This window comes from Streptomyces anandii JCM 4720 (assembly GCF_014650655.1).
Taxonomy (GTDB): Bacteria; Actinomycetota; Actinomycetes; order Streptomycetales; family Streptomycetaceae; genus Streptomyces; species Streptomyces anandii.
Genome location: NZ_BMVJ01000001.1, coordinates 144851 through 169866 on the forward strand (window position 1 = coordinate 144851; position 25016 = coordinate 169866).

Here is a 25016-nt window from a genome sequence, read left to right on the forward strand (position 1 = left end):
CCAGGCCCTGCACCGCGCACACGTCCGGCCGTTCGGCGATGTGCACCGGTACGCCGGTGGCCTGGCGCAGCATCTGGTCCAGGCCCGGCAGGCGCGCGGAGCCGCCCACCATCGTGATCCCCCGGTCGGCGACGTCGGCCACCAGATCCGGCGGACACTCGCGCAGCACCCGGTAGATGCCGTCGAGCACGGCGGTCAGCGGGGTCTGGATGGCGTCCCGTACGGCGGCGGTGTCGACCCGTACCGAACGGGCGAGGCCGGTGGCCACGTCGCGGCCGTGGATCTCGGTGGACGCCGGGCCCTGCGGGGTGAGCCCGTTGCCGGACAGGGCGAGCTGCAGCGGCCGTACGGACTGGCTGGGCAGCATCAAGGCGTGGGCGTGGCGCAGGTGTTGCACGATCGCGTGGTCGACCGCCTCGCCGCCGACCGGGATGCGCTCGGCGGTGACGATCGAGCCGAGCGAGAGCACCGCCACCTGGGTCGCGGCGGCCCCGCACACCATGATCATGGTGGCCTCGGCCCGTTCCACGGGCAGCCCGCAGCCGACCGCCGCCGCGATGAGGGTGTCGACGAGTTCGACCCGGCGGGCGCCGAGCCCGACCAGCGTCTCGATCGTGGCGCGCTGGGCCAGCGGGTCGGCGTCGTGCGGGGTGCAGGCTGCGGCCCGCAGCCTCGGCTTGCGGCGCAGGCTGCGGCGCATCCGGTCGCCGAGCAGATGGCGCAGCATGCGCTGGGCCATCTCGATGTCGACGACCGTGCCGCCGGACACCGGGCGGGCCACGCGGATGTAGTCGGGGGTGCGTCCGGTCATCCTCTCGGCGAACTCGCCGACCGCGATCAGCGCTCCGGTACGGGTGTTGACGGCCGCGACCGAGGGCTGGTCGACCACGAGACCCGCGCCCTTGACGTACACCCGGGTCCGGGCCGCTCCCAGGTCGACGGCGAAATGGCAGCGGCGCAACTGCTCCAGACTTGCGGTCATGGCAGATCCTCCCGGGTGCGCGGACCGTGGCGGCCACCGGACGGCGGCCCTGTTCGCCATCGTGCGCGGGCCGGGGAGCGGGCGCCTGTTCAAGGGGGCCGGGCGGGGTGCCGCTGGATGAGTGCATTTTAGGCTTATGTGCTGAATAAGCGCCAGATAAAGGGGAATCGGGGCCGGCGCGACGGCGGGAACCCGCCAGGGCGCCAAACCGCCAGTCCCTCCCAACTCCCCATCCCCACATAGCTTCTGCCACTCTTCGCAGCACCCGACGAAGAGAGGCACGGATGAGCAGAGGACCAGCCGGACGGAGAGCGGCCCTGCTGTCCGCCGGGCTCGTGATCGCCCTGCTGCCGGCGGCGCCGGCGACCGCGCGGGAGATGGCCTCCGTACCGCCGCCCACCGCGTCCTCGTCCGCGTCGGCATCCGCGTCCGTCACTCTCGTCACCGGTGACAAGGTCACCGTCACCGGCCTCGGCGGCGGCCGCCGTACCGTCACGGTGCGGCGGCCCCCGGGTGCCACGGGGGCCGTGCGCATCCGGACGGTGAACGGCGACATCAGCGTCGTACCGGACGAGGCGCTGCCCTATCTGCGGGCGGGCCGCCTCGACGGGCGGCTGTTCGACGTGAGCGCGCTGCTCCGGCAGGGGCTCGGCGACGCGACCACCGGTGAGCTGCCGCTGATCGTGACCTACGGCAGGGGCGGGGCCCTGTCGCGGCTGGCCGGGGCCCGGCGGACCCGGTCCCTGGCCGGCGTGCATGGGGCCGCCGTCGAGGCCGGCAAGGGCCGTACCTTCTGGCGGGCGTTCGCCGCGGCGGACTCCGGCGTCGGCAAGGTGTGGCTGGACGGGCGGGTGCGGGCCGTCATGGCGGGGAGCAACGCGCAGATCGGCACGGCGGCCGCCTGGCAGGCCGGGCTGACCGGCAAGGGCGTCACCGTCGCCGTCCTCGACACCGGTGTGGACGCCGCCCACCCCGACCTGGCCGGCCGGGTGTCCGTCACCAAGGACTTCACCGGCGGCGGCGACACCGCCGACCGCGACGGCCACGGCACCCACGTCACCTCCACCGTGGGCGGCAGCGGCGCCGCCTCCGGCGGCAGGGAGAAGGGGGTCGCGCCGGACGCCACGCTCGCCGTCGGCAAGGTGCTCGGCGACCAGGGGTCCGGCAGCGAGTCGCAGATCATCGCCGGGATGGAGTGGGCCGCGCGGGACGTGCGCGCGCGGATCGTCTCCATGAGCCTCGGCTCCACCGAGCCCAGCGACGGCACCGACCCCATGGCGCTGGCCGTCGACACCCTCTCCGAGCAGACCGGCGCGCTCTTCGTCGTCGCCGCCGGAAACACCGGCGCGCCCTCCTCCATCGGCTCGCCCGGCGCCGCCGACGCCGCGCTCACCGTGGGCGCCGTCGACTCCGCCGACCAGGCCGCGTACTTCACCAGCGCCGGACCGCGCGCCGGGGACGACGCCCTCAAGCCCGACCTCGCGGCCCCCGGCGTGGACATCCTCGCCGCCCGCTCCCGACTCGCCCCGGGCAGCGGCTACTACACCACCATGAGCGGTACGTCCATGGCGGCGCCCCACGTCGCCGGGGCCGCCGCCCTGCTCGCCCAGGAGCACCCCGACTGGGACGGCGCCCGCCTCAAGGACGCGTTGATGTCGACGTCGAAACGGCTCGACGCGTCCGCCTACCTGCTGGGCGCGGGCCGGGTGAGCGTGCCCGACGCGGTGCGCGCGCGGATCACCGCCACCGGCAGCGCCGACCTCGGCTTCCTGCGCTGGCCCTACCCCGCGGACAAGCCGGTCACGAGGACCCTGACGTACGCCAACTCCTCCGACGCGGACGTGCGGTTGAGCCTCGCCGTCCAGGGCGCACCGGACGGCGTGGCCACGCTCGCCGACTCCGCGCTCACCGTGCCCGCGCACGGCACCGTCTCCACCACGGTCACCGGTGACGGCACGAAGGCGCCGGTCGGCGAGACCAGCGGGCAGATCGTCGCCTCGGCCGACGGGACCCCGGTCGCGCACACCGTGTTCGGGCTGGTCAAGGAGGACGAGCGGTACACACTCACCGTGCACGTCAAGGACCGCACGGGCGCCCCCGCCGCCGCCGACGTCACCGTGCAGCGGCTCGCCGCCGGCGCCGACCCGGACACGGAGCACGCGGGCGGCTCGGGCACCCTGCGGCTGCGGCTGACGCCGGGCACGTACAGCCTCACCACCTTCCTCGACGTGCGCGGCAGCCACGGCGCCGACTCCCTCGGCCTCGGCTTCCTCGCCGCGCCCGAGGTCGTCCTCGACCGGGACCGCGAGGTCACCCTGGACGGCCGCAGGCTGCGGGAGATCCGGGCCGCCGTCCCCCGCCGCACCGAGACACGGCAACTGCTCATGGAGTACGACCGCGACTTCGGCGGCTCGGACCTGTCGGAGGCCGTCCAGGTGCCGGTGACGTACGACAGCGTCTTCGCCGCGCCGACACGGAAGGTGTCCGGCGGAACCTTCGAGTACCGGACCGTGTGGCGGCTCGGCAGGCCGCGGTTGGAGGTCAGGGGGCTCGGCGAGGCGGTCGTGCAGTCCGGCGGCACCCTGATCGAGGGGCGCAGCCGACTGCCGCTCGTCGACACCGGCGACGGCGACTTCGCCGGGAAGGACGTGCGGGGCAAGGCGGTGCTGGCCCGGCTCACCGACGGCGCCGAGCCGGCCGCGCTCGCGCGGAAAGCCCAGGACGCGGGCGCCAGGGCACTGTTCGTGACCGACGACGTGCCCGGCCGGCTGAGCGCCTGGTGGGGCACCGACGACAACGCCGACCGGCCGCTGCAGATCGCCACCGTGAACACGGCCGACGCGGCCCGGCTGCGCGCCGCCGGCCGCGCCGACATGACGGGGACGCGCGACACCCCGTACGTCTACGACCTCGAACAGGGCCACCGGCGGGCGATCCCCGACCACGACCTGACCTACGCGCCGGACGGGCGTCAACTGGCCACGGTCCGAACTCGGTTCCACGCCGTACGGCCGAAGTCTCCCGCCACCGGTGGCGAGTTCCGGTACTCGATCACCGGCACGTTCCCGGTGGGCATCGGCTTCCTGGAGCGGATCGACTACCCGGCCGTGCGCACCGACTACGTCTCCGCCGGTCCCGGCCGGCTCTGGCAGGAGTCGGTGACGGTCGGCGACGGCACCCTGGAGGAGCGCGGCGGGCTGGTCCACTACAGCGGCGGATCGCACCCGGTGCTCGACTGGTTCGGGCCCGTCTGGCACCCCTGGCTCGGCACCGGCCTCGGCTGGGGGCAGCAGCGGCAGGGAAACAGGCTGCGGTTCAACGCGCCCGGCTGGGGCGACTCCGGCCCCGACCACACGGGCTTCGGGGACGTCTGGAGCCAGGACAGCGGCATGACCCAGACCACCGCCCTCTACACGGACGGCCAACTGACGGACCGGCGGCCCGACTCGACCGCCTACGCGTGGGACGCGCCCGCGGGCGAGCACACCTACCGGCTCGTCACGGACACCGCGCTCGACACCGGCCGGTGGCGGCTCGCCACCCGTGGGCACACCGAGTGGACCTTCCGCTCCTCGGCCGCCCCCCAGGACCACTGGACGACGCTGCCCCTGATCAACCTCGCCTTCGACCTCGGCACCGACCTCGCGGGCGACGTGCGCGCCGGCGGACGGCTCCGCGTCGGCCTCCGCGCGGAGTACGTCGCGCGAGCCACGGGGACCGGGACGGTCGGCGGGGGCCGGCTGGAGGTGTCGTACGACGAGGGCGCGACCTGGCTGCCGGTGGCGCTCACCGGCCGGGACACGACCTGGCGCGGCACGCTGACCGTGCCGCGCGGCGCCGCCTCGGTGTCGCTGCGCGCCTCGGCGGGCGACGACCGGGGCGGCTCGGTGCGGCAGGAGGTCATCCGGGCGGTGGGGGTGCGGTGACCGTGCCCTCCTCGTGGCCGGCGATGCCCCGCACCACCCCGAGGGCGAGCAGGTCCTGGGGGCGGACGCGGAGCTCGTCGGCCGTGGCCGGCGCCTGCTCCGGAGGGCGCTTGAGGATCGCGGCGGCGAGCTCGGGCGCTATCACCGAGAAGTAACTGTCCGGCGTGGCCCAGGTGTTGCCGGGTGCGGCCAGGGCGAGGGCGCCGCCGGAGCCGCCCTCGCCGATCACCAGCGTGGTGATCGGCGTACGGGCCTCGGCGACCGCCGCGAACAGGTCCGCGATAGCGGGGCCTGCGCCCTGCCGCTCGGCCTCGGCGTCGTTCGCCGCGCCCGGGGTGTCGACCAGGGTCAGCACCGGGATGGCGAGCCGGTCCGCGAGCCGCACCAGCCGGGCGGCGGTGCGGTACCCGGCGGGCCGGGTCGCGGTGCCGGTCTGCGCGGCGTAGGCGACGGTACGGCCCTCGTGCTCGCCGAACCCGCAGAGCACACCGTCGTCCCGCCCGCCGCACCGGTCCCCGGAGATGCCCGCCCGCCGCACGAAGTAGGCGTCCAGATAACGCTCGGCACGCGGGCGCCCGTCGTCCCGCGCCCGCCGGACGGCCTCCCAGCCGGTGGCGGGGAGCGTGGGGCGCGTCCCGTCGCCGGGTGTGGGCAGGGCGTGCGGTGGCGGGGCCTCGGTTGTCGACGGGGTGGTCAGGAGGCGGAGCCACAGGGACAGGGTGGCGCGGAGTTCGCCGGAGGGCACGATCGCGTCCGCCGAGCCTGCCGCGAACTGGGCCTCGGCCGTGTAGGCCGCCGGGTCGGCGTCGGCGGGCCGGACGCGGGAGCCGGCGAAGCCGGTCTGGGCGCCGGGCAGGGCGAGGACCACGTCGGCGCCCGCGCCCAGCGTGGCCCAGCCGCCGCCCGTGGTCGGGTCGCGCACCACCGCGATCTGGGGCAGCCCGGCCGCCCGGGTGAGCGCGGACTGCCGTGCCACGCGCTGGAGCTGGGTCAGCGCGAGCATGCCCTCCTGCATTCTGCTGCCCCCGGTCGCGACCAGCGGGACGACGGGCAGGCGGTGCGCGCGGGCGTGGGCGTGGGCCGACTCCAGGCGGTCGCCGGTGCGTTCGCCCAGCGAGCCGCCGAGGAAGCCGAACTCGAAGGAGATCAGCACCGCCCGGGTGCCCCCGACGGTCGCGGTGCCGCACACCACCGACTCGTGCTCGCCGGTGCGTTCGGCGGCGCGGGCGCGCGCGGTGTCGTAGCCCCGCCAGCCGAGCGGGCCGTCCGGTTCCAACCGACCGCTGTGGTCCGGGAGTTCGGTGAAGTCATCGGTGACGAGCGCGATGGCCTGCCGGGCGGTGAGCCGCTCAGCCATGAGGCAGCGCCCGCTTCATGATCTTCCCCATGTCGTTGCGCGGGAGCGCGTCGAGGAGACGGACGGCGCGGGGCCGCTTGTGCGGGGCGAGCCGCCGCGCCACGTGGTCGGCCAGCTCCTCGGCGCCGGGCGGGGACTGCGGATCGGCCGGCACGATCCAGGCGACGATCCGCTCCCCGAGGTCGGCGTCCGGCTCCCCGGTGACGGCCGCCTCGCGCACCCCCGGGTGTTCGAGGAGCGCGTTCTCGATCTCACCCGCGCCGATCTTGTAGCCGCCGCTCTTGATCAGGTCGGTGGCCTTGCGGCCGACGATGCGGACGTAGCCGTCCGGGTCGCGCACCGCCATGTCCCCGGTGCGGAAGTACCCGTCGGCGGTGAACGCGGCGGCCGTCGCGTCGGGCCGGTTGAGGTACTCGGTGAACAGGTTGGGGCCGCGCACCTGGATCTCGCCGACCGTCTCGCCGTCGTACGCCGTCAGGACCGTGCCGTCCTCCTCCACCAGCCGCAGCTCGACCCCCGGCAGCGGCACCCCCACCGTCCCGGCCCGCGCCTCGCCGTCCGCCCGGACGCTGGTGTTCATCAGGGTCTCGGTCATGCCGTACCGCTCGATCACCCGCCGGCCGGTCGCCGCCGCGATCCGCTCGTGGTCGTGCACGGGCAGTGCGGCGGACCCGGAGACCAGCAGCCGGGCGCCCGCGAGCGCCTTCGCCAGCGCCGGGTCGCCGGGCAGCGCCTCCGCGATCCGGTGGTACATGGTCGGCACCCCGAACAGCATGGTCGCCCCGCCGCTCAGCTCCCGCGCCACGCCCTCGGTGCCGAACCGCCCCAGGTGCCGTACGGACCCGCCGCGCCGCAGCGGCCCGAGGATGCCGAGGACCAGTCCGTGCACGTGGAACAGCGGCAGCCCCTGCACGAGCACGTCGTCCCCGGTCCACTGCCAGGCGTCGGCCAGCGCGTCCAGCGTGGTGGCGACGGCCCGGCGCGGGATGACGGCGCCCTTGGGCGGCCCGGTGGTGCCGGAGGTGTAGACGACGAGGGCCGGGTCCTCCTCGCCCACGCGCTCCTCGGGCAGCGGAGCGGCGGCGCGCACGTCGACGTCCACCCGCTCCAGCCCGGCGAGGGCGGGCGGCAGTTCGGCGCCGGGGGCCGCGAGCACCAGAGAGGGCGCGCTGTCGGCCAGGATGTGCCCGAGCTCCTTCTCGCCCGACCTGGGGTTCAGCGGGACGGCGGCCACCCCGGCGAGGAGCACCCCCACCACCGCCACGGCCGTCTCCAGCTCCGGCGTCGCCCACACGGCGACCCGCTCCCGGCCGGCCACCCGCCGCCCGACGGCCCCGGCCGCCGCCGCGAGCCGCGCGTACGTCAGCGACCGCTCCCCGAACCGCAGGGCGACTCGCTCGCCGGGGTCTTCCGTCAGGGCGGGAAAGAGCAAGGACACGCGAGGACTCCCTGTGGCTCGTGCGCGGGCGGTGGCGACGCGGTGATGGCGACGCGGTGATGGCGACACTCCCGTTCCTACCCCACCCGCACCCGCTTCGGTCGCCGCCGGAGGTTGACGCCGGTCACAGCGGTCTGAACTGATGTACGAGCCGAAACACCCGACGAGAGGAAATCCCGCCGTGCTCCGCGTCGCACTCGCCACCTACGACCCCGGAGCGGAACCGCACCGGGACCAGGACCTGCCCGTGCTGACCGAGGCGCTCGCGGACGCGGGGGCCGACGCCGTCGCGCTGCCCTGGGACCGGGAAGGCGTCGACTGGGGGCGCTTCGACCTCGTCCTCATCCGGTCGACGTGGGACTACACCTGGCGCATGGCGGAGTTCGCCGACTGGGTGGAGCGGTGCGCGAAGGCCACCCGGATCGCCAACCCGGCCGACGTGGTGCGCTGGAGCACCGACAAGCGGTATCTCGGTGACCTCGCGGCGGCCGGGGTGCCCGTCGTGCCGACCGGCTATCTCGCGCCCGGCGACGAGATACGGCTGCCCGGCGACCGCGAGTTCGTGGTCAAGCCGGTCTTCGGGGCCGGCGCCCGCTTCGCCGCCCGGTACGCGCCGGGGGAGCGGGAGAGGGCGGCCGCGCAGGTGGCGCGGATGCACGAGGAGGGGCTGACCGCGATGGTGCAGCCGTACCTCACCCGCATCGACGTCAGCGGGGAGCGCGCGCTGCAGTTCTTCGGCGGCCGGCTGCTGCACGCCAGCCGCAAGCGTGCCGTGCTGGCGCCGGGCACCGCCTACGACGCGGCCAAGGTCGCCCACCCCGGCGTGGAGCCGTGGGAGCCGGCGCCCGCCGAACTCGCCGTGGCCGAGCGGGCGCTGGCCGCCGTGCCGGGCGGCGGCTCCGGGCTGCTGTACGCCCGCGTGGACCTGGTGGACGGCGACGACGGCGAACCGAGGGTGATGGAGCTGGAGCTGGTGGAGCCCAACCTGTTCCTGTGGCTGCACCCCGGGTCCTTGCGGCGGGTGGTGGACGCCGTGCTCGCCGCCGCCGGCGCTAGCCGCTGATCCGCGTCCGCTGGAGCAGACCCCAGGTGAACTCGGCCACGACCTGCCGGGGCACCCCGTCCGGGTCCGGGGCCGTGAACGCCAGGCCCCAGCGGGTGGGCGCGGTGCCTTCCAGGGGGCGGGCCGGGGCGAAGGCGCGGGCGGCCTCGTCGACCGTGCAGGACCAAGGGATGAGGTCGTCGGTGGTGCGCAGGCGGGGTGGCTCGGCGCCGGGGGCGCGTACCAGCCACTCGTTCCAGACCTGCCCGTCCGGTCCCGCCAGCACCTCGAAGCGCAGGTCCGGCCAGAGGGGAAGCGGCCACTGGCGGGCCTCGCAGTCCAGGTCGCCCACGCGGCGCGCGGTCGCCGACTCCGGTTCGCCGAGCACGGAGCGGTAGCGGGCGGCGGCGGGGCGGGCCCTCGGCGAGCGCAGCATGGCCTGCCAGCGCTTGTTGGCGTCCCGCATCCCGGCGATGGAGACGCCCAGTTCACGGCGGGCGTCCTCCACCAGGTCCGGGTTGTGGTCGGCCATGCGGCGCAGCAGCACCAGCTGGAGGTCGAGGGCGGTGAAGGGGACGTGGGCCCTGGCGGAGTGCTCGGACGGTCCCCTGGCGGGGCGCTTTCCGGACGGCGTCGGCATGGTGTCCATCCTCACCCACCCGCGCGCCCGGGCGGCGGCCGTCGGGCAGGAACAGCACCGAGTCGACTTGACTTGCTCCTCGGGCCGAGACCCGGGGATCTCGGTCTCCTCGGCTCTTGCCGTGCGCGTCGTACACGGATCAAGGAGAGAGGTGAGGCCGTACGGCGCATCCGGCGCTCCAGAAGCCGAGAGGGAAAGTGCGCGTATGGGCCGGCAACCGTGAGCGCCCCTTGACGCAGTGTCAATTTCCTGCCGACACTGAACCGACCGACAGCAGGGGTGGGACACACCGGGGTGGGGCGACCGCCGGACCGGGAAGCCACGGGACCGGCTCTTCCGGACAGAGAGGCTGACCCTGCGATGTCCAGACCGCTCGCCGTCGCGGCGGGCGCCGCGCTCGCCGTGGCCGCCGCCCCCGGCGCCGTCGCGCTCCTCGACGCCCGCCCCGACCGGCCGAACACCGCGCTGATCACCTACGAGCAGGCCGGCGGGGGCTGACCGGTGCCCGCTCCCCGCCCGGCCGCCGCACCCGCCCGCCGGTCCGCCTGGCACGACGTGCCCCGCCTCCAGGCGCGGCGGTTCGCGGCGATCGCCATGGCCGAGGCGCCCGCGCTCGCCGAGGAGATCCTGCGCGAGATCCGCCGCGAGCACCCGCACCTGCCGGTCGTGCTCGACGAGAGCGGCGAGCCGATGGCGCTCGTCGGCATCCGCCGCGCGATCGAGGTGTTCGTGCAGCACCTGGAGCACTCCGGGCAACGCCCCACCGTCCCGCCGGGCGTCTTCCACGACTTCGGCCGCGGCGAGGGACTGCACGGCCGCAGCCTCGACTCGCTCCAGGCGATCTACCGGCTGGGCGTGCGCCTGGCCTGGCGGCGCTTCGCCGACATCGGCCAGCGGGTGCGCATCCCGCCGCGCGCCATGTACGAACTCGTCGACGCCGGCTACGAGTACCTCGACGGCCTCGTCGACCAGTCCGTGCGCGGATACGCCGAGGCGGCCGCCCGCCGGGCCGGGGAACGGCTGCGGCTGCAGCGCCGGCTGATGGAGCCGCTGCTCGCCGAACGGCAGCGCGGCGACGCCGCCGACGCCCTCGCCGAGCGGGCGGCGCGGATCGGCTGGCCGCTGCCCGGCCGGGTCGCGGTCGGCGTGCTGCTGCGCCCGGCCCGTGAGTCGCTCGCGCCCGCCGTGGGCCAGGGCGTGCTGCTGGACCTGGAGTACGAGCAGCCCCGCATGGTCGTGCCCGACCCGGACGCCGCCGGCCGCTCCGAACTGCTGCACCGGGCCCTGACCGGCTGGTCGGGCGCCATCGGGCCGCCGGTGGCGCTCACCGACGCGGTGAAGTCGCTGCGCTGGGCGCGCACCGCCGTGGGGCTCATGGAGCGGGGACTGCTGCCCGCCGGTCTTGTACTGCACCGAGCACACCCAGGCGCTGGTGCTGCTCCAGCCCGAGGAGCTGATCGACGACCTGGCGCGGCGCTGCCTGGCCCCGCTCTCGCACTGCGGGCCCACCCACGGGCGGCGGCTCGCCCAGACGCTGCTCGCCTGGCTCGAGACGCGCGGCGGGGCCCCGGAGGTGGCCGCCCGGCTGGGCGTCCACCCGCAGACGGTGCGCTACCGGCTGCGGCAGATACGGCAGCTGTGGGGGGACGAGATCGACGACCCCGACCGCCGCTTCGAACTCGAACTGGTCCTGCGGGCCCAGCGCCTGCGGGGCGCCCCCGGCGACACGGCCCCGCGCCGGTGACCGTGGCCGGGGCGGCGACGACCGCATCCCGTGCGGGCGTTGCCTGGGTGAAGGCGGGTGGCTAACCTGTGTTCGCCATGCCGATCGCCTGTTGATATCTCGAACATAGGCCTAGATTCAGGGAGGGGGCCGGTCGTGGGACGCCTCGTACCTGCCGTGACCCGAGCTCTCGACATACTCGAGCTCTTCCTCGACGGGGACGGGACGCTCTCCGCCCCCGACATCGTGCGCAGGCTCCAGCTCCCGCGCACCACCGTGCACGAGCTGGTCACCACGCTCTGCGCACGGCAGTACATCGTGCCCGTCACCGGGCAGCCGGGACGCTACCGGCTCGGCGTGCGCCCGTACCAGCTCGGCAGCCGCTACGCCGAGCAGCTCGACCTCGCCGCCGAGGGCCAGCAGGTCGCCCGGTCGGTCGCCGAGACCTGCGACGAGACCGTGCACGTGGCGATCCTGGAGGACACCGACGTCATCTACATCGCCAAGGTCGACTCCACGCACGCGGTGCGCATGGTCTCCGCCGCCGGCCGCCGGCTCCCCGCGCACTGCACCTCGGTCGGCAAGATGCTGCTCGCCTCGCTGCCCGAGCAGGAACTCGCCGCGCGGGTCCCGGACGACGCCGAGCTGGCCGCGATGACCCCCAACAGCATCACCGACCCGGCCGCGCTGCGCGAGGCCCTGAGCGGGATCCGGCAGCGGGGCATCGCGGTGGAGAGCCGCGAGTCCAACCCGGACGTCTCCTGCGTGGCCGCGCCGGTGCGCGACCGCACCGGGCAGGTGGTCGCCGCCCTGTCCATCTCCGTGCCCATGATCCGCTGGAGCGAGGAGCGCCGCGCCGAGCTGGAGCAGCTCGCCGCGAAGGGCGCCGCCGAGCTGTCCGGGCGCCTCGGCCACCGGGGCGGGGCATGACGACGCCGTACGAGGTGGCGGTGGCCGCCCGGGCCGAGCTGGGCGAGGGACCGGTCTGGGACCCGGCGGCCGGCCGGCTCATCTGGATCGACATCCTCTCCTCCCGTGTGCACACCTACGACCCCGCCTCCGGCCGCCGCACGGTCCGCACGACCGGGCAGCACGTGGGCGCCGCCAGGCCCCGCGCGGGCGGCGGGCTGGTGCTCAACCTCCGTGACGGGGTGGGCCTGGTGGACCCCGGCGGCGCCTTCCGCTGGCTGCACCGCGACCCGGTGCCCGGCCGCCGCGCCAACGACGCCGCGGTCGCCCCCGACGGCTCGCTGTGGGCCGGCACCATGCGCTACGACGAGGCGCCCGGCGGCGGCACCCTCACCCGCCTGACCGGCGACGGCACGGCCGAGGTGGTCCTCGACGACGTGACGGTCAGCAACGGCACCGGCTGGAGCCCCGACGGCCGCCTGATGTACTACGTCGACTCCCCGACCCTGCGCATCGACGTCTTCGACGTCGTGGGGGGCGGCGAACGGGTCACCGGCCGCCGGGAGTTCGCGCGCGTGGAGGAGGGCGTCGGATTCCCGGACGGCCTCACGGTCGACGCCGACGGCTGTGTGTGGGTGGCCCTGTGGGACGGCGGCGCCGTCCGCCGCTACACCCCCGACGGCAGGCTGGACCGCGTGGTCGCGCTCCCCGTCCCCCGCCCCACGGCATGCGCCTTCGGCGGCCCCGCGCTCACGGACCTGTACGTCACCACGGCCCGCACCGGTCTCACCGCACCGCACCCCGTGGCAGGCTCCCTCCTGGTCCTCCCCGGCGCGGGCAAGGGCCTCGCCCAGCCCGCCTTCGCGGGCTGACGTCCTACGGGATGCCCGCCGCCTTGCGCTCCTCCGCGGTCAGCGGAGGCCCGGACGGCGGCGGTCGCAGCGGGCCCGCCGCCGCGGCCAGCAGGACGCTCGGGGCCAGCAGGACATGGGCGCCGCGCTGCAGGGAGGTCACGTCGGTGACGCGGCGGGCGACACGGCCGTTGCCGATGGCCGTGTGCATGAGCCGGTCGACGTACGCGGACACGAGCCGGTCGCGCAGCGTGGGGCCCTGCTCGGTGGCGCCCGGGTAGAACACGTCCTGCCCGATCGCGAGGTCCCACGCGGCCCCGACCGGCCGGGCCACCGCACGCTGGACGCGGCGGGACAGACCCGGGGCGCCCCAGCCGTGACGCCGCAGCACCTCCCGCAGCGCCAGCGCGCTCTGGGCGGCGGCCGCCAGACCGTGGCCGTAGACCGGGTTGAACGCGGCGAGCGCGTCGCCGAGGACGGCGAAGTTCGCGGGCCAGGCGGGCATCCGCTCGTAGAAGTGACGGCGGTTGACGGTGGCGCGGGTGAACGACACGGCGGACAGCGGCTCGGCGCGCTCGAGCAGTTCGCCGATCACCGGGTGTCGCAGCTCCTCGCGCGCGAAGCGCACGAAGTCCTCGTCGGCGGAGGAGGGTTCGCCGCCCCGGGTGCCGGACAGGGTGACGATCCAGCGGCCGTCCTCGATGGGCAGCAGGAAGCCGGCCCGGCCGGGACCGCCGCCGCGCGGGTCGGGCTGCACGTTGACGACCGGGAAGCCGTCCCGGGCCGCCTCGGGCGCGAGGTAGAGCCGGCTGGCGTACGCCAGGCCCGAGTCGACCTCGCGCCGCTCCGGCGCGGGCAGGCCCAGTTCGGTCAGCCAGCGGGACGCCGCCGAACCCCGGCCGGTGGCGTCGACGACGAGACCGGCCTCGATGACGCGCTCCGCGCCGCCGGTGCGCACACGGACCCCGGTGACCGCGGCCGCGGTGCCCGTCAGGCCCAGCACCTCGGTGCCGCCGAGCACTTCGATCCGCTCGTCGGCGAGGACCCGCGCGCGGATCGTCGCGTCCAGCAGGTCCCGGCCGGCCAGGATCACGTGGTGGGACTCCGGCCAGCGCCGGAACCAGCCCCGCGCGGACATCGCGACGATGTCGGTCGTGACCGGCAGCCGGCGCGCCCCGGCCGCGCGCAGCGCCCCGGTGACCCCGGGCAGCAGCTCCTCGACCGCGCGCACCCCGCCCGACCACAGCATGTGGGCGTGGCGTGCCTGCGGCAGCCCCTTGCGCGGCTCGGGTCCCGCGGGCAGCTCGTCGCGGTCCACGACCAGGACCCGGCCGGCGAAGGAGGCCAGCGCGCGGGCCGTGAGCATGCCGGTGTGGGATCCCCCCAGCACGACGGCGGTGGTGGCGGGGACGGAACGTTCACTCATGCGCGGGCACGCTTCCTGCCGGGGCGGCCGCACGGGCGCGTACCGCCTCGATGACTTCGGGGTGACGCAGTGCCTGGGACACGTCCTGGATCTCGCGCAGCAGATAGGCGGTGTCCGGGCCGGACGGGGCGGAGGCGCTGTCGGCCTCCGGGTGGCGCTGCCGTGCGTCGACGGCGTCCAGGATGGACACGGCGGCCGCGAGCGCCTTGGCCCGGCCGGGCTCGTGACCGAGCGCCACGGCCGCGTCGTAGGACCGGGCGCGCAGGTCCTCGTCCAGGTAGCGGGACAGCTGGAGCAGCGCGTCCCGGATGAACGTCTCGCGGCGGATCAGACGCAGTTCGGCGGTGGCGCGCGGGGCGAACGGCTCCCGGCCGCCGGTCACCGCCCGCGTCAGCCGGTACAGCGGCCGCAGCCGCCAGTGGCCGAGCCTGAGCCGCCAGCGCTCGTGCGCGTACTGGCCGACGTGCGGCACGATGAAGCCCACCGCGACCAGGGTGGCGGAGACGCAGGCCGCCGAGGGGGCCAGGTCGGTGCTCAGCCAGTCCAGGTCGTGGCCGGTCCAGCGGGCCACCACCGCGGTGAGCTTGGAGGCGTCGAAGAACAGGTTCGTCGCGTAGCCCACGCCCAGCAGCCGCAGCCCCCAGCGCAGCCAGGCGTCCAGGCCGTCGGTGCGGATCCAGTTCCAGATCAGCCGGGCGGTGATCGAGCAGGCCACGGTGTGCGCGAGGAGGTAGAGCAGGATCTCCTCGCGCATGAACGGGGTGTTGGCGTAGTACGTGTCCAGGTCCCGCAGCCGCTCCACGGGGACGTCCGCGAGCGCGAAGAGGACCCACAGCGCGACGACCACGCCCGCGTACACCGCCACCACGAGACGGGTGGCGCGGCGGGTCTGGGCCGAGCGGTCGGCGAGGTCGTTGCGCCAGGCGATGATCAGCAGCAGCCAGGACGCGCAGAGCGCGGTCAGCAGGGAGTAGACCCAGGGCGCGGAGATGTTGGGCACCCCGGTGACGCGGTTGGTCCAGTGGATCGTCCCCGGCGCGGCGAAGACAAACACCGCGCAGCCGAACAGCAGCAGGCCGCCGACCGCGCGCAGCAGCGGGTCCCGCCACATCTTCAGGATGCTGGGCAGTTTGATCGCCAGCGCCACGGCCAGCACCGCGGTCGGCAGCCAGAAGGACACGTAAAGACCGCTGAACGCGCGCGAGGTGTCCAGCGCGAGCCGCGCCGGGGCCGCCGCCGGGCCGAGGAACTCGCCCACCGGTGCCGTCGCCCAGGTCACCGCGGACCGCCTCCGCGCCCGCGCCCGCCCCTGCTCCCGCCTCTGCTGCCGGTTGCGCCCGTGCCTCCGCTGCCGCTGCCGCTGCCGCTCCCGCTTCCGCGGTAGCCCATCGACCGCTGGACCGGGTCGGGCGAGGAGCCGTGCTCCTGCCCGTCCCCGCTCAGGCAGGGGCGGAAGGCGGTGGCCAGGCGGTGGCCGAAGTCGTCGGCAGCGGCCTCCTCCGCCTCACGGGAGCCGTGCCGCGCGGCCACCGTCAGGGCCTCGCGCCAGCCGGACTCCTCGGCCAGCACCCGGGCGGCCGCCGCACCGGGCAGGTGGCGGTGCCGGTGACCGGCGTGCATGTGCCACAACTCGTGGCCCAGAATGACCAGTTGCTGCATCTCCTCGGCCCGCTCCTCGACGATGACCAGGTCGAAGTCCTGGAACTCCACCCACAGGCCGGTCACTTCGATCTCGTCGGGGAAGCGCTCGAAGCGCAGCTGCACCGGCCGTCCGGAACGCCGCGCGCTCATCTCCTCGCACAGCGCCCGGCACAACTCCCGTACGTCGGCGGGCGGTCGGGGCCGGGTCCGGACGGCGGCGGCGAGGTCGGCGGCGAGTGTGCGCATCGCCGCGCCGGGCCGGGCGTGCCGGACCAGCCCGGCGATCCGGGCCGTGCGTCGCGCGCCGCGCCGGCGCGCGCCCGCGAAGTCCATCGACTCCCCCTTCCGGCCGCCCGTGAACGGGGCGGGCCGTCCGAGCCTACGCGGCCTCGCGTGTCCGCGTCATGCGATCCCTCGACCGTTCGTTGAACCGGTAACGGCCTTTGCGCGGCCACCGCCCCGGCGGCCCGGGCAGGCCACCGGCGTCACGGGGATCCCGCCTGCCGCCGCGCCCAGCAGGGTCAGCCCCACCCGGCCCGGACCCGAGGGCGTGCCCTGCTCGGAAAGGACCGCCAGCGCCAGGGTGTTGGCGCCCCGGGTGCGCAGGATGCCGTTCGGCAGCACGAAGGTGTGCTGCGGGCCCACGTCGTTGATGTACTGGCCCATGTTCCAGCCGTTGAGGAAGATCTGCGCCCGGTACGCCCGCTCGGGGTCGTCCTCGAGCGTCAGCCCCACCGAGGCGTCCACACGCGGGTCCACGGCCAGGCGGAACGTGGTCCGGTACCAGGTCACCCCCTGCCGCCGCACCGAGCGCGGGAAGGACGCCTTCTCCCAGTCGCCGTCCGGGAAGCCGGGCAGGTGCCAGCCCTCCCGCTCGCCGTACAGGCCGCCGTTGTTCACCGGCCCGCGCACCGGGTCGGGCGCGGCCTCGCCCTGGATCCGCCACCGCACGTCCGGGTCGCCCCCGGTGAAGGTGGCCGCGGTCAGCCCGCGCGCCGCCTTGTGGGTGTCCCGCGCCCCGCCGTCCTGGTCGTGCTGCATCCGCCGCACCAGCACCGACAGCACGTGCCGGCCCGGGGTGCGCAGCTCTCGCCGCACCGGGAACTTCGCCGTCGCCGACCAAGTCCCCCTGCGGATCGTGCCGTTGTCCGGCACCGGCATGCGGTGCGTGCCCAGCGGCTCCCCGTCCAGCCAGGCCATGAGCAGCCCCTGGGTGCCCGTGGAGTACGCGAGCGAGACCGACTCGACGCCGGCGGCGCCGGTGAAGGAGCCCCGGTACCAGACGTCCCCGTAGTGGAAGCCGTAGTCGTCGGCGAACAGCACCGGCTGCCCCTCGGGCACCGGGGTGGTGCTGTACGAGGAGGTCCGGTCGGCCTTCCGCCAGGCGGAGTCGTCGAAGCCCGGCGCGGACTCGGGGTTCTCCTCGCGCACCCGCCAGCCGCCGAGCGCGGGCAGCCGCACCTCGGGCGCCCCGGGCAGCGGCGCGACCGCGCGCAGGCCGCCGGAGGCGCCGGGCGAGGTGCGCACCGCCCCGCCGTTCCACACCACCGAGCCGATGCCGGGCGGCCCCCACACCTCCAGGCCGGTGGGCCGCCCGGTGTCACCCGTCAGACGGACCGCGCCGTCGCGCACCTCGGCGGTGCGCAGCAGTTCGGGGCCGTAGACCAGCAGGGAGCCCGAGGGGGTGTCGTACGGCCACAGGCGTACGGAGGACTCCTCGTCGGCGAAGATCATCAGCAGCGGCCGGTCCACCCCGTCGCCCTGCACCCGCACCTGGATCGTCCGGCCCGCGGTGAAGGGCGCGGTCACCCGCAGCAGGCCCTGGTCGTAGATGTACGCGGCCTCCTGGTCCACGCGCCCGACCAGCGGCTCCTCGGGCGAGTCCAGGACCACCCGGGCCAGCTCGCCGCGCCGCCCGCAGAACACCACCACGTCCTGCTGCCCGGCGGTCAGGAACAGCATGGGCTGCGCGGTCGCCCACCGCACCGTGCGCTGCCCGAGCCGCAGGCCGGTCACCGTCAGCCGCGCGTCCCGGGCCGGCACGGTCACCGGCAGGTCCTCGCCGGCCGCGGGCAGCGTCGAGGAGACGTCCTTGTCGCCGTCGTTGCGCAGGACGTAGACGTGGGCGCCGGTGTCCGGGTTGGCGAGGTGGCGGACGGTGAGCCCGGCCGCCTTCACGTCCGCCGCCCGGTCCAGCTTGGCGAAGTCCGGGAAGCGCTGGAGCATGTGCCCGATCTGGTGCATCGGCACCAGCTTCTCCGTGGGCCGGCGGCCCTCGTCGAGCGCGGCCCCGTAGTCGTACGACGTGTAGACCACCGGCGCGGGCAGCCAGCCCCAGGAGGTGCCGCCGAAGGCCATGTAGACGTTGTGCACCGTGATGCCGTTGGCGAGGTGGGTCAGGTAGAAGCGCCGCTCGTACGCCGCGTCCCGGGTGCGCCGTGCCTCGGCGTACCCCTTGCCCTTGGACCACACCCCGCCCCACGGGTCGAACCAGCCGCCGCCGGACTCGGGCATGAACCCGGGCGTGTGCGGGCTGGCGCTCGCCCCGCCGGTCCTGCCGCCGGTGCCGAAGTACCCCCAGTCCGGCGGGGGCTGGGACGGCGAGGGATAGCCGTCGAAGCCGTACAGCCAGCGGCCCTTCTCGCCGCCGGTGTCGAAGGAGCCCGGCGTCCAGTAGCCGTTGCGGCCCTTGTCGTTGTGGAAGAGGGGGACGTCGATGCCGTCGGAGCGCACCTTCTTGTAGAGGTGGCTCATGTAGGCGCGTCCGGCCGGCTCGTCCACGTGGGCGTCGTACTCGTTCTCGATCTGGTACAGCAGCACCGTGCCGCCACCCTTGGTGAACAGGTGCCGGGCGGCGATCGCGTCGACGTGGGTCAGCCACTCGTCGACATGGCGCAGGTAGTCGGGGTCGTCGGTGCGCGCGGTGCCCCGGGCGGCGGTCAGCCAGCCGGGGAATCCGCCGCCGTCGACCTCGGCGTTGATGTAGGGGCCGGGGCGCAGCACGACGTACAGCCCGGTCTCGGCGGCCGTGCGCAGGAACAGGCCGAGGTCGCGCACGCCGGTGAAGTCGTACCGGCCGGGAGCGGGGGAGTGGTAGTTCCAGGCCACGTAGACGCTCACCGCGTTGAAGCCGTGGGCGCGCATCTTCTGCAGCACGTCCCGCCACAGGGAGGGGCTGGGCAGCCGGAAGGGGTGCATCTCGCCGGACCACAGCACCAGGCGCCTGCCGTCGACCAGCAGCGAGTGGCGGTCGTGACCGACCGTGTGCCGTCGTCCGTCCGCGGACGGCGGCGGGGGCGGCGGGCCGGTGGGCACCGAGCGCGCCGCGTACGCGGACGGCGCCCCCGGTCCGCCACTGCCGCCCAGTGCCAGTCCGAGCGCGGCCGTGCCGGCGAGGGCGCTGAATGAACGTCTGCTGAGCGCCAAGGGTGTGCCTCCCGGGCGGATCTTACGGGGCGCGGGTGCGGCCATTCTCCACGGACCCGGGAAGCACAGTGGACCCATGAGGATCCCGGCGCGGGCGGATTACGCGGTACGGGGGGTTCTGGAACCGGCCGTGCGTCAGGGCGGCGCCCCGGTGAAGGCCGAGGCGATCGCCGTGGAACAGGACATTCCGCGCAGGTTCCCGGCGGGGATCCTCGGCGGCCTCTGGCGCGGGGGGGCCGAGTGAATGGCCGGAGAGCGACCTTCTCGCGCACGTCGGCGCTGCGTACGATGCGACCGCTCCCCGGCCTTCACAGCGCGTCCATGGTTCCTTCACGGGCAGGGGGCGCATGCGCACGCCTGCTTGGCATGTGCATGACGTAAGTGCCTGGTGTCACCCCCCACTGAACGGATGGAGAACCATGGCCGGCGGAATGCTCATGAGCGGCGCGATCGCCGCTCTCCTGACCACAGCGCTCCCCGCACACCCCTCGTCCCCGGTGGTCACCGACCCGCCCCCGGACAAGATCGTCATCGACGTCGCCACCGTGAACGGCTCCGGCTGTCCCCAGGGCACGGCCGCCGTCGCCGTCTCACCCGACAACACCGCCTTCACCGTGACCTACAGCGACTACCTCGCCCAGGTCGGCGGCAACTCCGACCCCACCGCGTTCCGCAAGAACTGCCAGCTCAACCTGATCGTCCACGTGCCGCAGGGCTTCACCTACGCCATCGCCAGCGCCGACTACCGGGGCTTCCTCTCGCTCCAGCCCGGCGCCAGCGGCACCCAGCGGGCCTCGTACTACTTCCAGGGCTCCTCGAACACCGCCTTCAAGAACCACCCGTTCAACGGCCCCTACAACGACGACTGGCAGGCCACCGACAGCACCGACTGGGCCCAACTGGTGTGGGCGCCCTGCGGGGTGCTGCGCAACTTCAACATCAACACCGAACTGCGCGTCAGCGCGGGCAGCAGCGCGCCCGGCAAGGTCAGCTTCATGACCATGGACTCCACCGACGGCGACATCAGCACCGTCTACCACATGGCCTGGAAGGAGTGCCCGAAGTCCTGACGCAACCGGAGGGTCCCCACAGCGGTCTGACGTGACATGGGCCGATGGTGGGGAAGCGGGAGACGGCGGTCGCTGACGAGCGCGGTCGTGGGGTGCGTCCTGGCCCTGGCCGTGACCGTGGTGTGGGCCGTCTCCCGGCCGGAGGGAGGAGCGGACCGGACGGGGCGGGCGCACGCCTCCGCCTCGCCCGCCCGCAAGTGGACACCGACGCCCGCGACGCCCTCCGGCCGGGGCGTGCTCACCCTGCGCTCCGTACCGCACGTCCTCTACCTGCCGCGCTACAACCCGCACGACACCGCCCCCCACGCCCCGGTCTACACCGTCCGGCTGGGGGCGGCGGCCCCGTCCGGCGGCGGGCAGGGCGCCGTCGGCGGGATCGAGATGGACCTCGACCTGTCCGCCTTCGAGGGCAGGGCCGAGATCCACCCGAGGCTCCCCGGCGACTGCGCCCTCACCGGCTTCCGCATGAAGTGCCGCGTCGGGAACGTGCGGTTCGGCGGGGTCACCGAGGTCAGCCCCTTCTACGTGCGGCCCGCGCCCGGTGCGGTCCTCGGCCGTACCGGGACGATCCGCCTGACCGTGCGCGCCGCGAACGCGCCCACCGTCCGCCACACCACCCGCCTGGTCGTCGGCTCGCCGCAGCTGACCCTGCGCCGCAGCGGGAAGCGGCTCACCGGTGTGAACCCCGGCGAGGCGATACGGCTGACACCGGCCTTCGGCAACAAGGGCGACACCGGCATCGACGGCGGCGTCAGCGTCGTGGTGGAGGCCCACGGCGCCACCCTGACACCGCGCTACGCCAACTGCCGTTACGACAAGCCGACCAGGGCCACCAAGGCGCAGTGCGACTTCCCCGGGCCGCTGCCCGCGGGGGCGGCGTACGAGACCGACGGCCCGGTCACCGCGGTGGTCGGCGAGGACGCCAGGAACGGGCTGATCCAGGACAGCGTGTGGCGCACCGCCGACATGCCCGACTTCTGGGCGCTGTCCGGGTCGGCCCCGCACGGCACCGGAGCGACGCTCGGGCTCCGGCCCGTCGACGGCGGTGACTTCGTGCGCAACGACGACGAGTACAGCGAGGTGGCGAGCGGCGACGCGCTGGCCTTCGAGACCTCGCGCCACGACGACGTGGCGGCGGTCGGCTTCACCATCAAGGGCAGGGTGGGCGCGACGGTCGACGTCACCGTGCCGTATCCGCGGGGGGACGGCTGGACCGCGCCCGGCGGCCGGGGCACGCTCCACGTGACCCTCCCGGCGGGCGTCAGCCTCGTCGACGTACCTCCGGAACAGCACGAGAGCGACATTCCGTACTGCTACCCGAGCCCCGGGAAGGACGGCACGGTCGCCTGTCCGGGACCGGCGCCGCCGGGCACCGTGATGCGCGTGCACATCGACAGGCGCGTCGACACAGCCCGCGGCAGCGTCCGCGCCGACTCCGACCCGTCACAGGACCCGGACCAGCGCAACAACACGGCCCCGGTGACGATCACTTACCTGCCGTGACAGACCCTGGTCCCTGTCGTCGAATTGCCGCCTGCCCCGCGACGCCCGGCACGACGGGACCTAGCCCGCCTGGCCCATGCCGGCCGCGTTGGGCCAGTTCTGGGGGCTGGGCCAGCCGGTCGCCGGGGCCGGGGTGAGCGCGCCGGGGCTGCCCGGCGGCGGGGCGGTCATGCCGCGCACCTGGGCGGCGGTGAGTCCGCCGCGCGCCGGGACCCCGGGCGGGGTGGGCCCGGTCTGCGCGGCGGGGGCCGGAGCGGGCACGGGAGCCGGGGCCGGCACGGGGGTGGGCGTGGGCAGCGGCGCCGGGACCGGCACGGGTACGGGCATCGGGGCCGGCGCCGGGGTCGGCACGGCGGGCTGGGGCGGCAACTGGGCCGCCGGGGCGAGAGGCTGCATCGGCGCCGGCTGGGGCGCGGGGGCCGGGGCGGGCGCCGGTACGGGAGCCGGCAACGGGGCCGGCGTCAGGGGCTGGGCCGCCGCCGGCATCGGCATCCCGGCGGCGGCCGGACGCGCTGCGGGCGCGGCGGACGCGGCTGCGGGGAGCGGCATGCCGTTGCCGGCGGCGAGCCCGGGAGCGGGACCGGCAGCGGCGGCCTGAGCGGCCAGTCCGTGCGTTCCGGCCCCGTTGGTCTCACTCATCAGCCGGTCGATCGCCGCCGTACCCGAGCTGTAGCTGGTCCCAGTGCCCTGCTCGGGTACGGCGGCTCCCCTCCTGGTCCCGTAGAGCACCTGTTCCATGGCGGACACCAGGCGACGCACGTCCACCTCGGGGCGCACCACGAGCCGCAGGAAGCGGCTGGATGAACCGATCTTGTTTCCGCACTCGCGGACCAGGATCCGGTGCTCGGTGAGCAGCCGGTCGCGGACCACGGTGCCCTCGGCGCCCACGGGCAGGCGCACGAACAGGAAGTTGCCCTGGGACGGGTAGACCGTCAGACCGGGCAGCGCCGAGAGATGGCTCGCCATCTCCAGGCGGTCGCGGCGCACCTGCTGAAGGCTCTGCTGGTACTCCGCGCCGTGCTCCTTCAGCATGAACACGACGTGCTCGGCGAGGGAGTTGAGGTTCCACTTCGGCAGCATCGAGCGGATCCGGCCCGCGAGCGCCGGGTTGGCGACCAGGTAGCCGAAACGTATGCCGTGCAGGCCGAAGTTCTTGCCGAGGCTGCGCAGCACCACCACGTTCGGCCGCAGCACGGCCTCCTGCACCACGCTCGGATCGGCCTCCGCGTCGGCGAACTCCAGGAACGACTCGTCGACCACGACCAGGTCCAGGTCGGCCATCGCGTCCATGAACTGCACCAGCGCGTGCTTGTGCAGGAAGCCGCCGTCGGGGTTGTTGGGGTTGCAGATCACGGCGACCCGGGTGCCGCGCTTGCGGATGAACTCGGCGTACTGCGCGAGGTCCAGGGCGAAGCCGCCGGCCTCCTGGAGCGGGAACATGTCGACCCGCTTGCCGGTCTCCATCGGCTGGTCGGTCCACCGGCCGAAGGTGGGGACGGGGACGGCCAGGGACTCGCGCACCAGCAGGTGGTCGATCCAGGTGATCAGCTCGGTGGAGCCGTTGCCCATCGCCACGCAGCTCGGCGGCAGCCGCAGCAGCTCGCACAGCTCGGCGGTGATGGTGTCGGCGCTGGAGGGGTAGTACGTGATGATGTCCCGCAGCCGTGCCGCCATGTCCTGGAACATGGCGGGGGTGGGGAAGTAGGGGTTGCAGGGAATGCAGAAGTCCACCGGTCCGGCACCGTCGCCGCCCTCCCGCGTCAGCGCCGCCATCGACGGGCTGTGGGCCGCGCTGCCGCGGAACAGCGAGGTGACGTTGTCGGCCATGGAACCTCCGTATGGGGCGGGCCCGGCCTTGGAGACGGCCGGGCCCGTCGTCTTGGGGCGGCCCGCGCGGGGGAGCGCGGGCCGCCCATGAATACGGAGGCGGGCGGGACGCCGTTCAACTCCTGTGCGGGGAGTGTGTCCGGCGGGTGAAGCCGCCCGTCAGGCGTCGAACGAGTGGATCGTCGTCGTCCGGTAGGTCTGCCCAGGCCGCAGCACGGTCGAGGGGAACTTCGGATGGTTCGGCGAGTCCGGGAAGTGCTGGGTCTCCAGCGCCACCGCGTCGCCCTGGCGGTAGGTGTGGCCGCCGGTGCCGACGAGGGTGCCGTCGAGGAAGTTGCCGGAGTAGAACTGGAGCCCCGGCTGGTCGGTGGCGATCCGCAGGGTGCGCCCGGAGCGCGGGTCGCGCAGGGTCGCGATGTGCTCGGGCCGGGTGGTGACGCCCTTGTCCAGCGCCCAGTTGTGGTCGAAGCCCTTGGCCGTGACCTGCTGGGGGTGGCCCGCGCGCAGGTCCCGGCCGATGGTCTTGGCGTGCCGGAAGTCGAAGGGGGTGCCCGCGACCTTCGCCAGCTCGCCGGTGGGGATCAGTCCCGCGTCGGTGGGGGTGTAGCGGGAGGCGGCGATCGTCAGCTCGTGGTCCTCGACCGTGCCGCTGCCCTCGCCGGCCAGGTTCCAGTAGGTGTGGTTGGTGAGGTTGACGACGGTGGCTTTGTCGGTGGCGGCCTCGTAGTCGATGCGCCAGTCGCCGTGCCGGTTCAGGGTGTACGTCACCGTCGAGCGCAGCGTGCCCGGGTAGCCCATCTCGCCGTCGACGCTGGTGTAGCGCATGCGCAGGCCGACGTCGGAGCCCCGGGTGAACGGCTCGATGTCCCACACGTGCTTGTCGAAGCCCTTGGCGCCGCCGTGCAGGCTGTTCTCGCCGTCGTTCACGGAGAGCTGGTAGGTCTTGCCGTCCAGGGTGAAGCGGCCCTTGGCGATGCGGTTGCCGTAGCGGCCGATGGTGGCGCCGAAGTACGGGCTGCTCTTGACGTAGTCCTCGAGGCGGGCGAAGCCCAGGGAGACGTTGGCGTAGCGCCCGCGCCGGTCGGGCAGCTCCAGCGACTGCACGATGCCGCCGTAGGAGAGGACCTTCAGCCGGGTGCCGCCGTTCTCCAACGACCAGCGGTGGACCCTGGTGCCGTCGGCGAGCGTGCCGAACAGCTCCTTGACCGGCCTTCCGCGGCCGCCGGAGGAGCCCGGCGCGGCCTGGGCGGGGCCG

The 25016-nt window shown here is 74.7% G+C and carries 18 protein-coding genes and 1 pseudogene; 9 read left to right on the forward strand and 10 right to left on the reverse strand.

The window, feature by feature from the left end; genetic code table 11:
* On the reverse strand, positions 1-982 hold a 982-nt coding region (locus IE249_RS00655; protein ID WP_229857142.1), incomplete at its 3' end, for a rod shape-determining protein.
* 284 nt (positions 983-1266) lie between these two features.
* Between IE249_RS00655 and IE249_RS00660 the strand changes: the two genes are divergently transcribed.
* Positions 1267-4908 carry a S8 family serine peptidase gene (locus IE249_RS00660; protein ID WP_189702781.1) on the forward strand — a complete coding sequence of 1214 codons (3642 nt, stop codon included), beginning with the start codon at positions 1267-1269 and terminating at the stop codon, positions 4906-4908.
* On the opposite strand, the gene IE249_RS00665 is transcribed toward IE249_RS00660, so the two are convergent.
* Positions 4883-6265 (reverse strand): carboxyl transferase domain-containing protein, encoded by a 1383-nt coding sequence (locus IE249_RS00665; protein ID WP_189702782.1) that lies wholly within the window; start codon positions 6263-6265, stop codon positions 4883-4885. The genes IE249_RS00660 and IE249_RS00665 overlap by 26 nt on opposite strands.
* Positions 6258-7703 (reverse strand): acyl-CoA synthetase, encoded by a 1446-nt coding sequence (locus IE249_RS00670; RefSeq protein WP_189702783.1) that lies wholly within the window; start codon positions 7701-7703, stop codon positions 6258-6260. The genes IE249_RS00665 and IE249_RS00670 overlap by 8 nt, the downstream gene beginning before the upstream one ends.
* Positions 7704-7884: 181 nt before the next feature.
* On the opposite strand from IE249_RS00670, the gene IE249_RS00675 reads away from it, so the two are divergent.
* Complete coding sequence (locus IE249_RS00675) at positions 7885-8766, forward strand: ATP-grasp domain-containing protein (protein ID WP_189702784.1); 882 nt, start codon at positions 7885-7887, stop codon at positions 8764-8766.
* Here IE249_RS00675 and IE249_RS00680 read toward each other — a convergent pair.
* Positions 8756-9385 carry a hypothetical protein gene (locus IE249_RS00680; RefSeq protein WP_373304316.1) on the reverse strand — a complete coding sequence of 210 codons (630 nt, stop codon included), beginning with the start codon at positions 9383-9385 and terminating at the stop codon, positions 8756-8758. The two genes, IE249_RS00675 and IE249_RS00680, sit on opposite strands and share 11 nt — an antisense overlap.
* A gap of 360 nt (positions 9386-9745) precedes the next feature.
* Here IE249_RS00680 and IE249_RS00685 point away from each other — a divergent pair, with 360 nt between their 5' ends.
* The 4 genes and pseudogenes from IE249_RS00685 to IE249_RS00700 all read left to right on the forward strand — a co-directional run bounded on the left by IE249_RS00685 (position 9746) and on the right by IE249_RS00700 (position 12889).
* A complete protein-coding gene (locus IE249_RS00685; RefSeq protein ID WP_189702785.1) occupies positions 9746-9883 on the forward strand; it encodes a hypothetical protein in 138 nt (45 codons plus the stop codon).
* 3 nt (positions 9884-9886) lie between these two features.
* A pseudogene (locus IE249_RS00690) lies at positions 9887-11129 on the forward strand (PucR family transcriptional regulator).
* Positions 11130-11264: 135 nt separating this feature from the next.
* The gene (locus IE249_RS00695; protein ID WP_189702786.1) at positions 11265-12038 is read left to right on the forward strand and encodes an IclR family transcriptional regulator; all 774 of its coding nucleotides are present in this window, start codon (positions 11265-11267) and stop codon (positions 12036-12038) included.
* A complete protein-coding gene (locus IE249_RS00700; protein WP_189702787.1) occupies positions 12035-12889 on the forward strand; it encodes an SMP-30/gluconolactonase/LRE family protein in 855 nt (284 codons plus the stop codon). The genes IE249_RS00695 and IE249_RS00700 overlap by 4 nt, the downstream gene beginning before the upstream one ends.
* Positions 12890-12893: 4 nt before the next feature.
* Here the strand turns inward: IE249_RS00700 and IE249_RS00705 are convergent, their stop codons facing one another.
* The 4 genes from IE249_RS00705 to IE249_RS00720 all read right to left on the reverse strand — a co-directional run bounded on the left by IE249_RS00705 (position 12894) and on the right by IE249_RS00720 (position 19361).
* Entirely contained in the window at positions 12894-14294 is a 1401-nt protein-coding gene (locus IE249_RS00705) for an FAD-dependent oxidoreductase (RefSeq protein WP_189702788.1), read from the reverse strand.
* Positions 14287-15507, reverse strand: coding sequence for an MAB_1171c family putative transporter (locus tag IE249_RS00710; RefSeq protein WP_189703201.1), 1221 nt, complete (start codon positions 15505-15507; stop codon positions 14287-14289). Before IE249_RS00710 ends, IE249_RS00705 begins: the two co-directional genes overlap by 8 nt.
* 62 nt (positions 15508-15569) lie before the next feature.
* Entirely contained in the window at positions 15570-16268 is a 699-nt protein-coding gene (locus IE249_RS00715; protein WP_229857144.1) for a toxin-antitoxin system, toxin component family protein, read from the reverse strand.
* 69 nt (positions 16269-16337) lie between these two features.
* Positions 16338-19361 (reverse strand): beta-galactosidase, encoded by a 3024-nt coding sequence (locus IE249_RS00720; protein WP_189702789.1) that lies wholly within the window; start codon positions 19359-19361, stop codon positions 16338-16340.
* A gap of 76 nt (positions 19362-19437) precedes the next feature.
* Between IE249_RS00720 and IE249_RS00725 the strand changes: the two genes are divergently transcribed.
* From IE249_RS00725 to IE249_RS00735, 3 genes are all read left to right on the forward strand, one after another.
* Complete coding sequence (locus IE249_RS00725) at positions 19438-19605, forward strand: hypothetical protein (protein ID WP_229857145.1); 168 nt, start codon at positions 19438-19440, stop codon at positions 19603-19605.
* A 175-nt stretch (positions 19606-19780) separates the two neighbouring features.
* Positions 19781-20431: a DUF4360 domain-containing protein gene (locus tag IE249_RS00730; protein WP_189702790.1), complete on the forward strand. Its 651-nt coding sequence runs from the start codon at positions 19781-19783 to the stop codon at positions 20429-20431.
* Positions 20432-20518: 87 nt separating this feature from the next.
* Complete coding sequence (locus IE249_RS00735) at positions 20519-21934, forward strand: hypothetical protein (protein ID WP_189702791.1); 1416 nt, start codon at positions 20519-20521, stop codon at positions 21932-21934.
* Positions 21935-21994: 60 nt separating this feature from the next.
* On the opposite strand, the gene IE249_RS00740 is transcribed toward IE249_RS00735, so the two are convergent.
* The gene (locus tag IE249_RS00740) at positions 21995-23761 is read right to left on the reverse strand and encodes a pyridoxal phosphate-dependent aminotransferase (protein WP_189702792.1); all 1767 of its coding nucleotides are present in this window, start codon (positions 23759-23761) and stop codon (positions 21995-21997) included.
* 159 nt (positions 23762-23920) lie between these two features.
* On the reverse strand, positions 23921-25016 hold a 1096-nt coding region (locus tag IE249_RS00745), incomplete at its 5' end, for an aldose epimerase family protein (protein ID WP_229857146.1).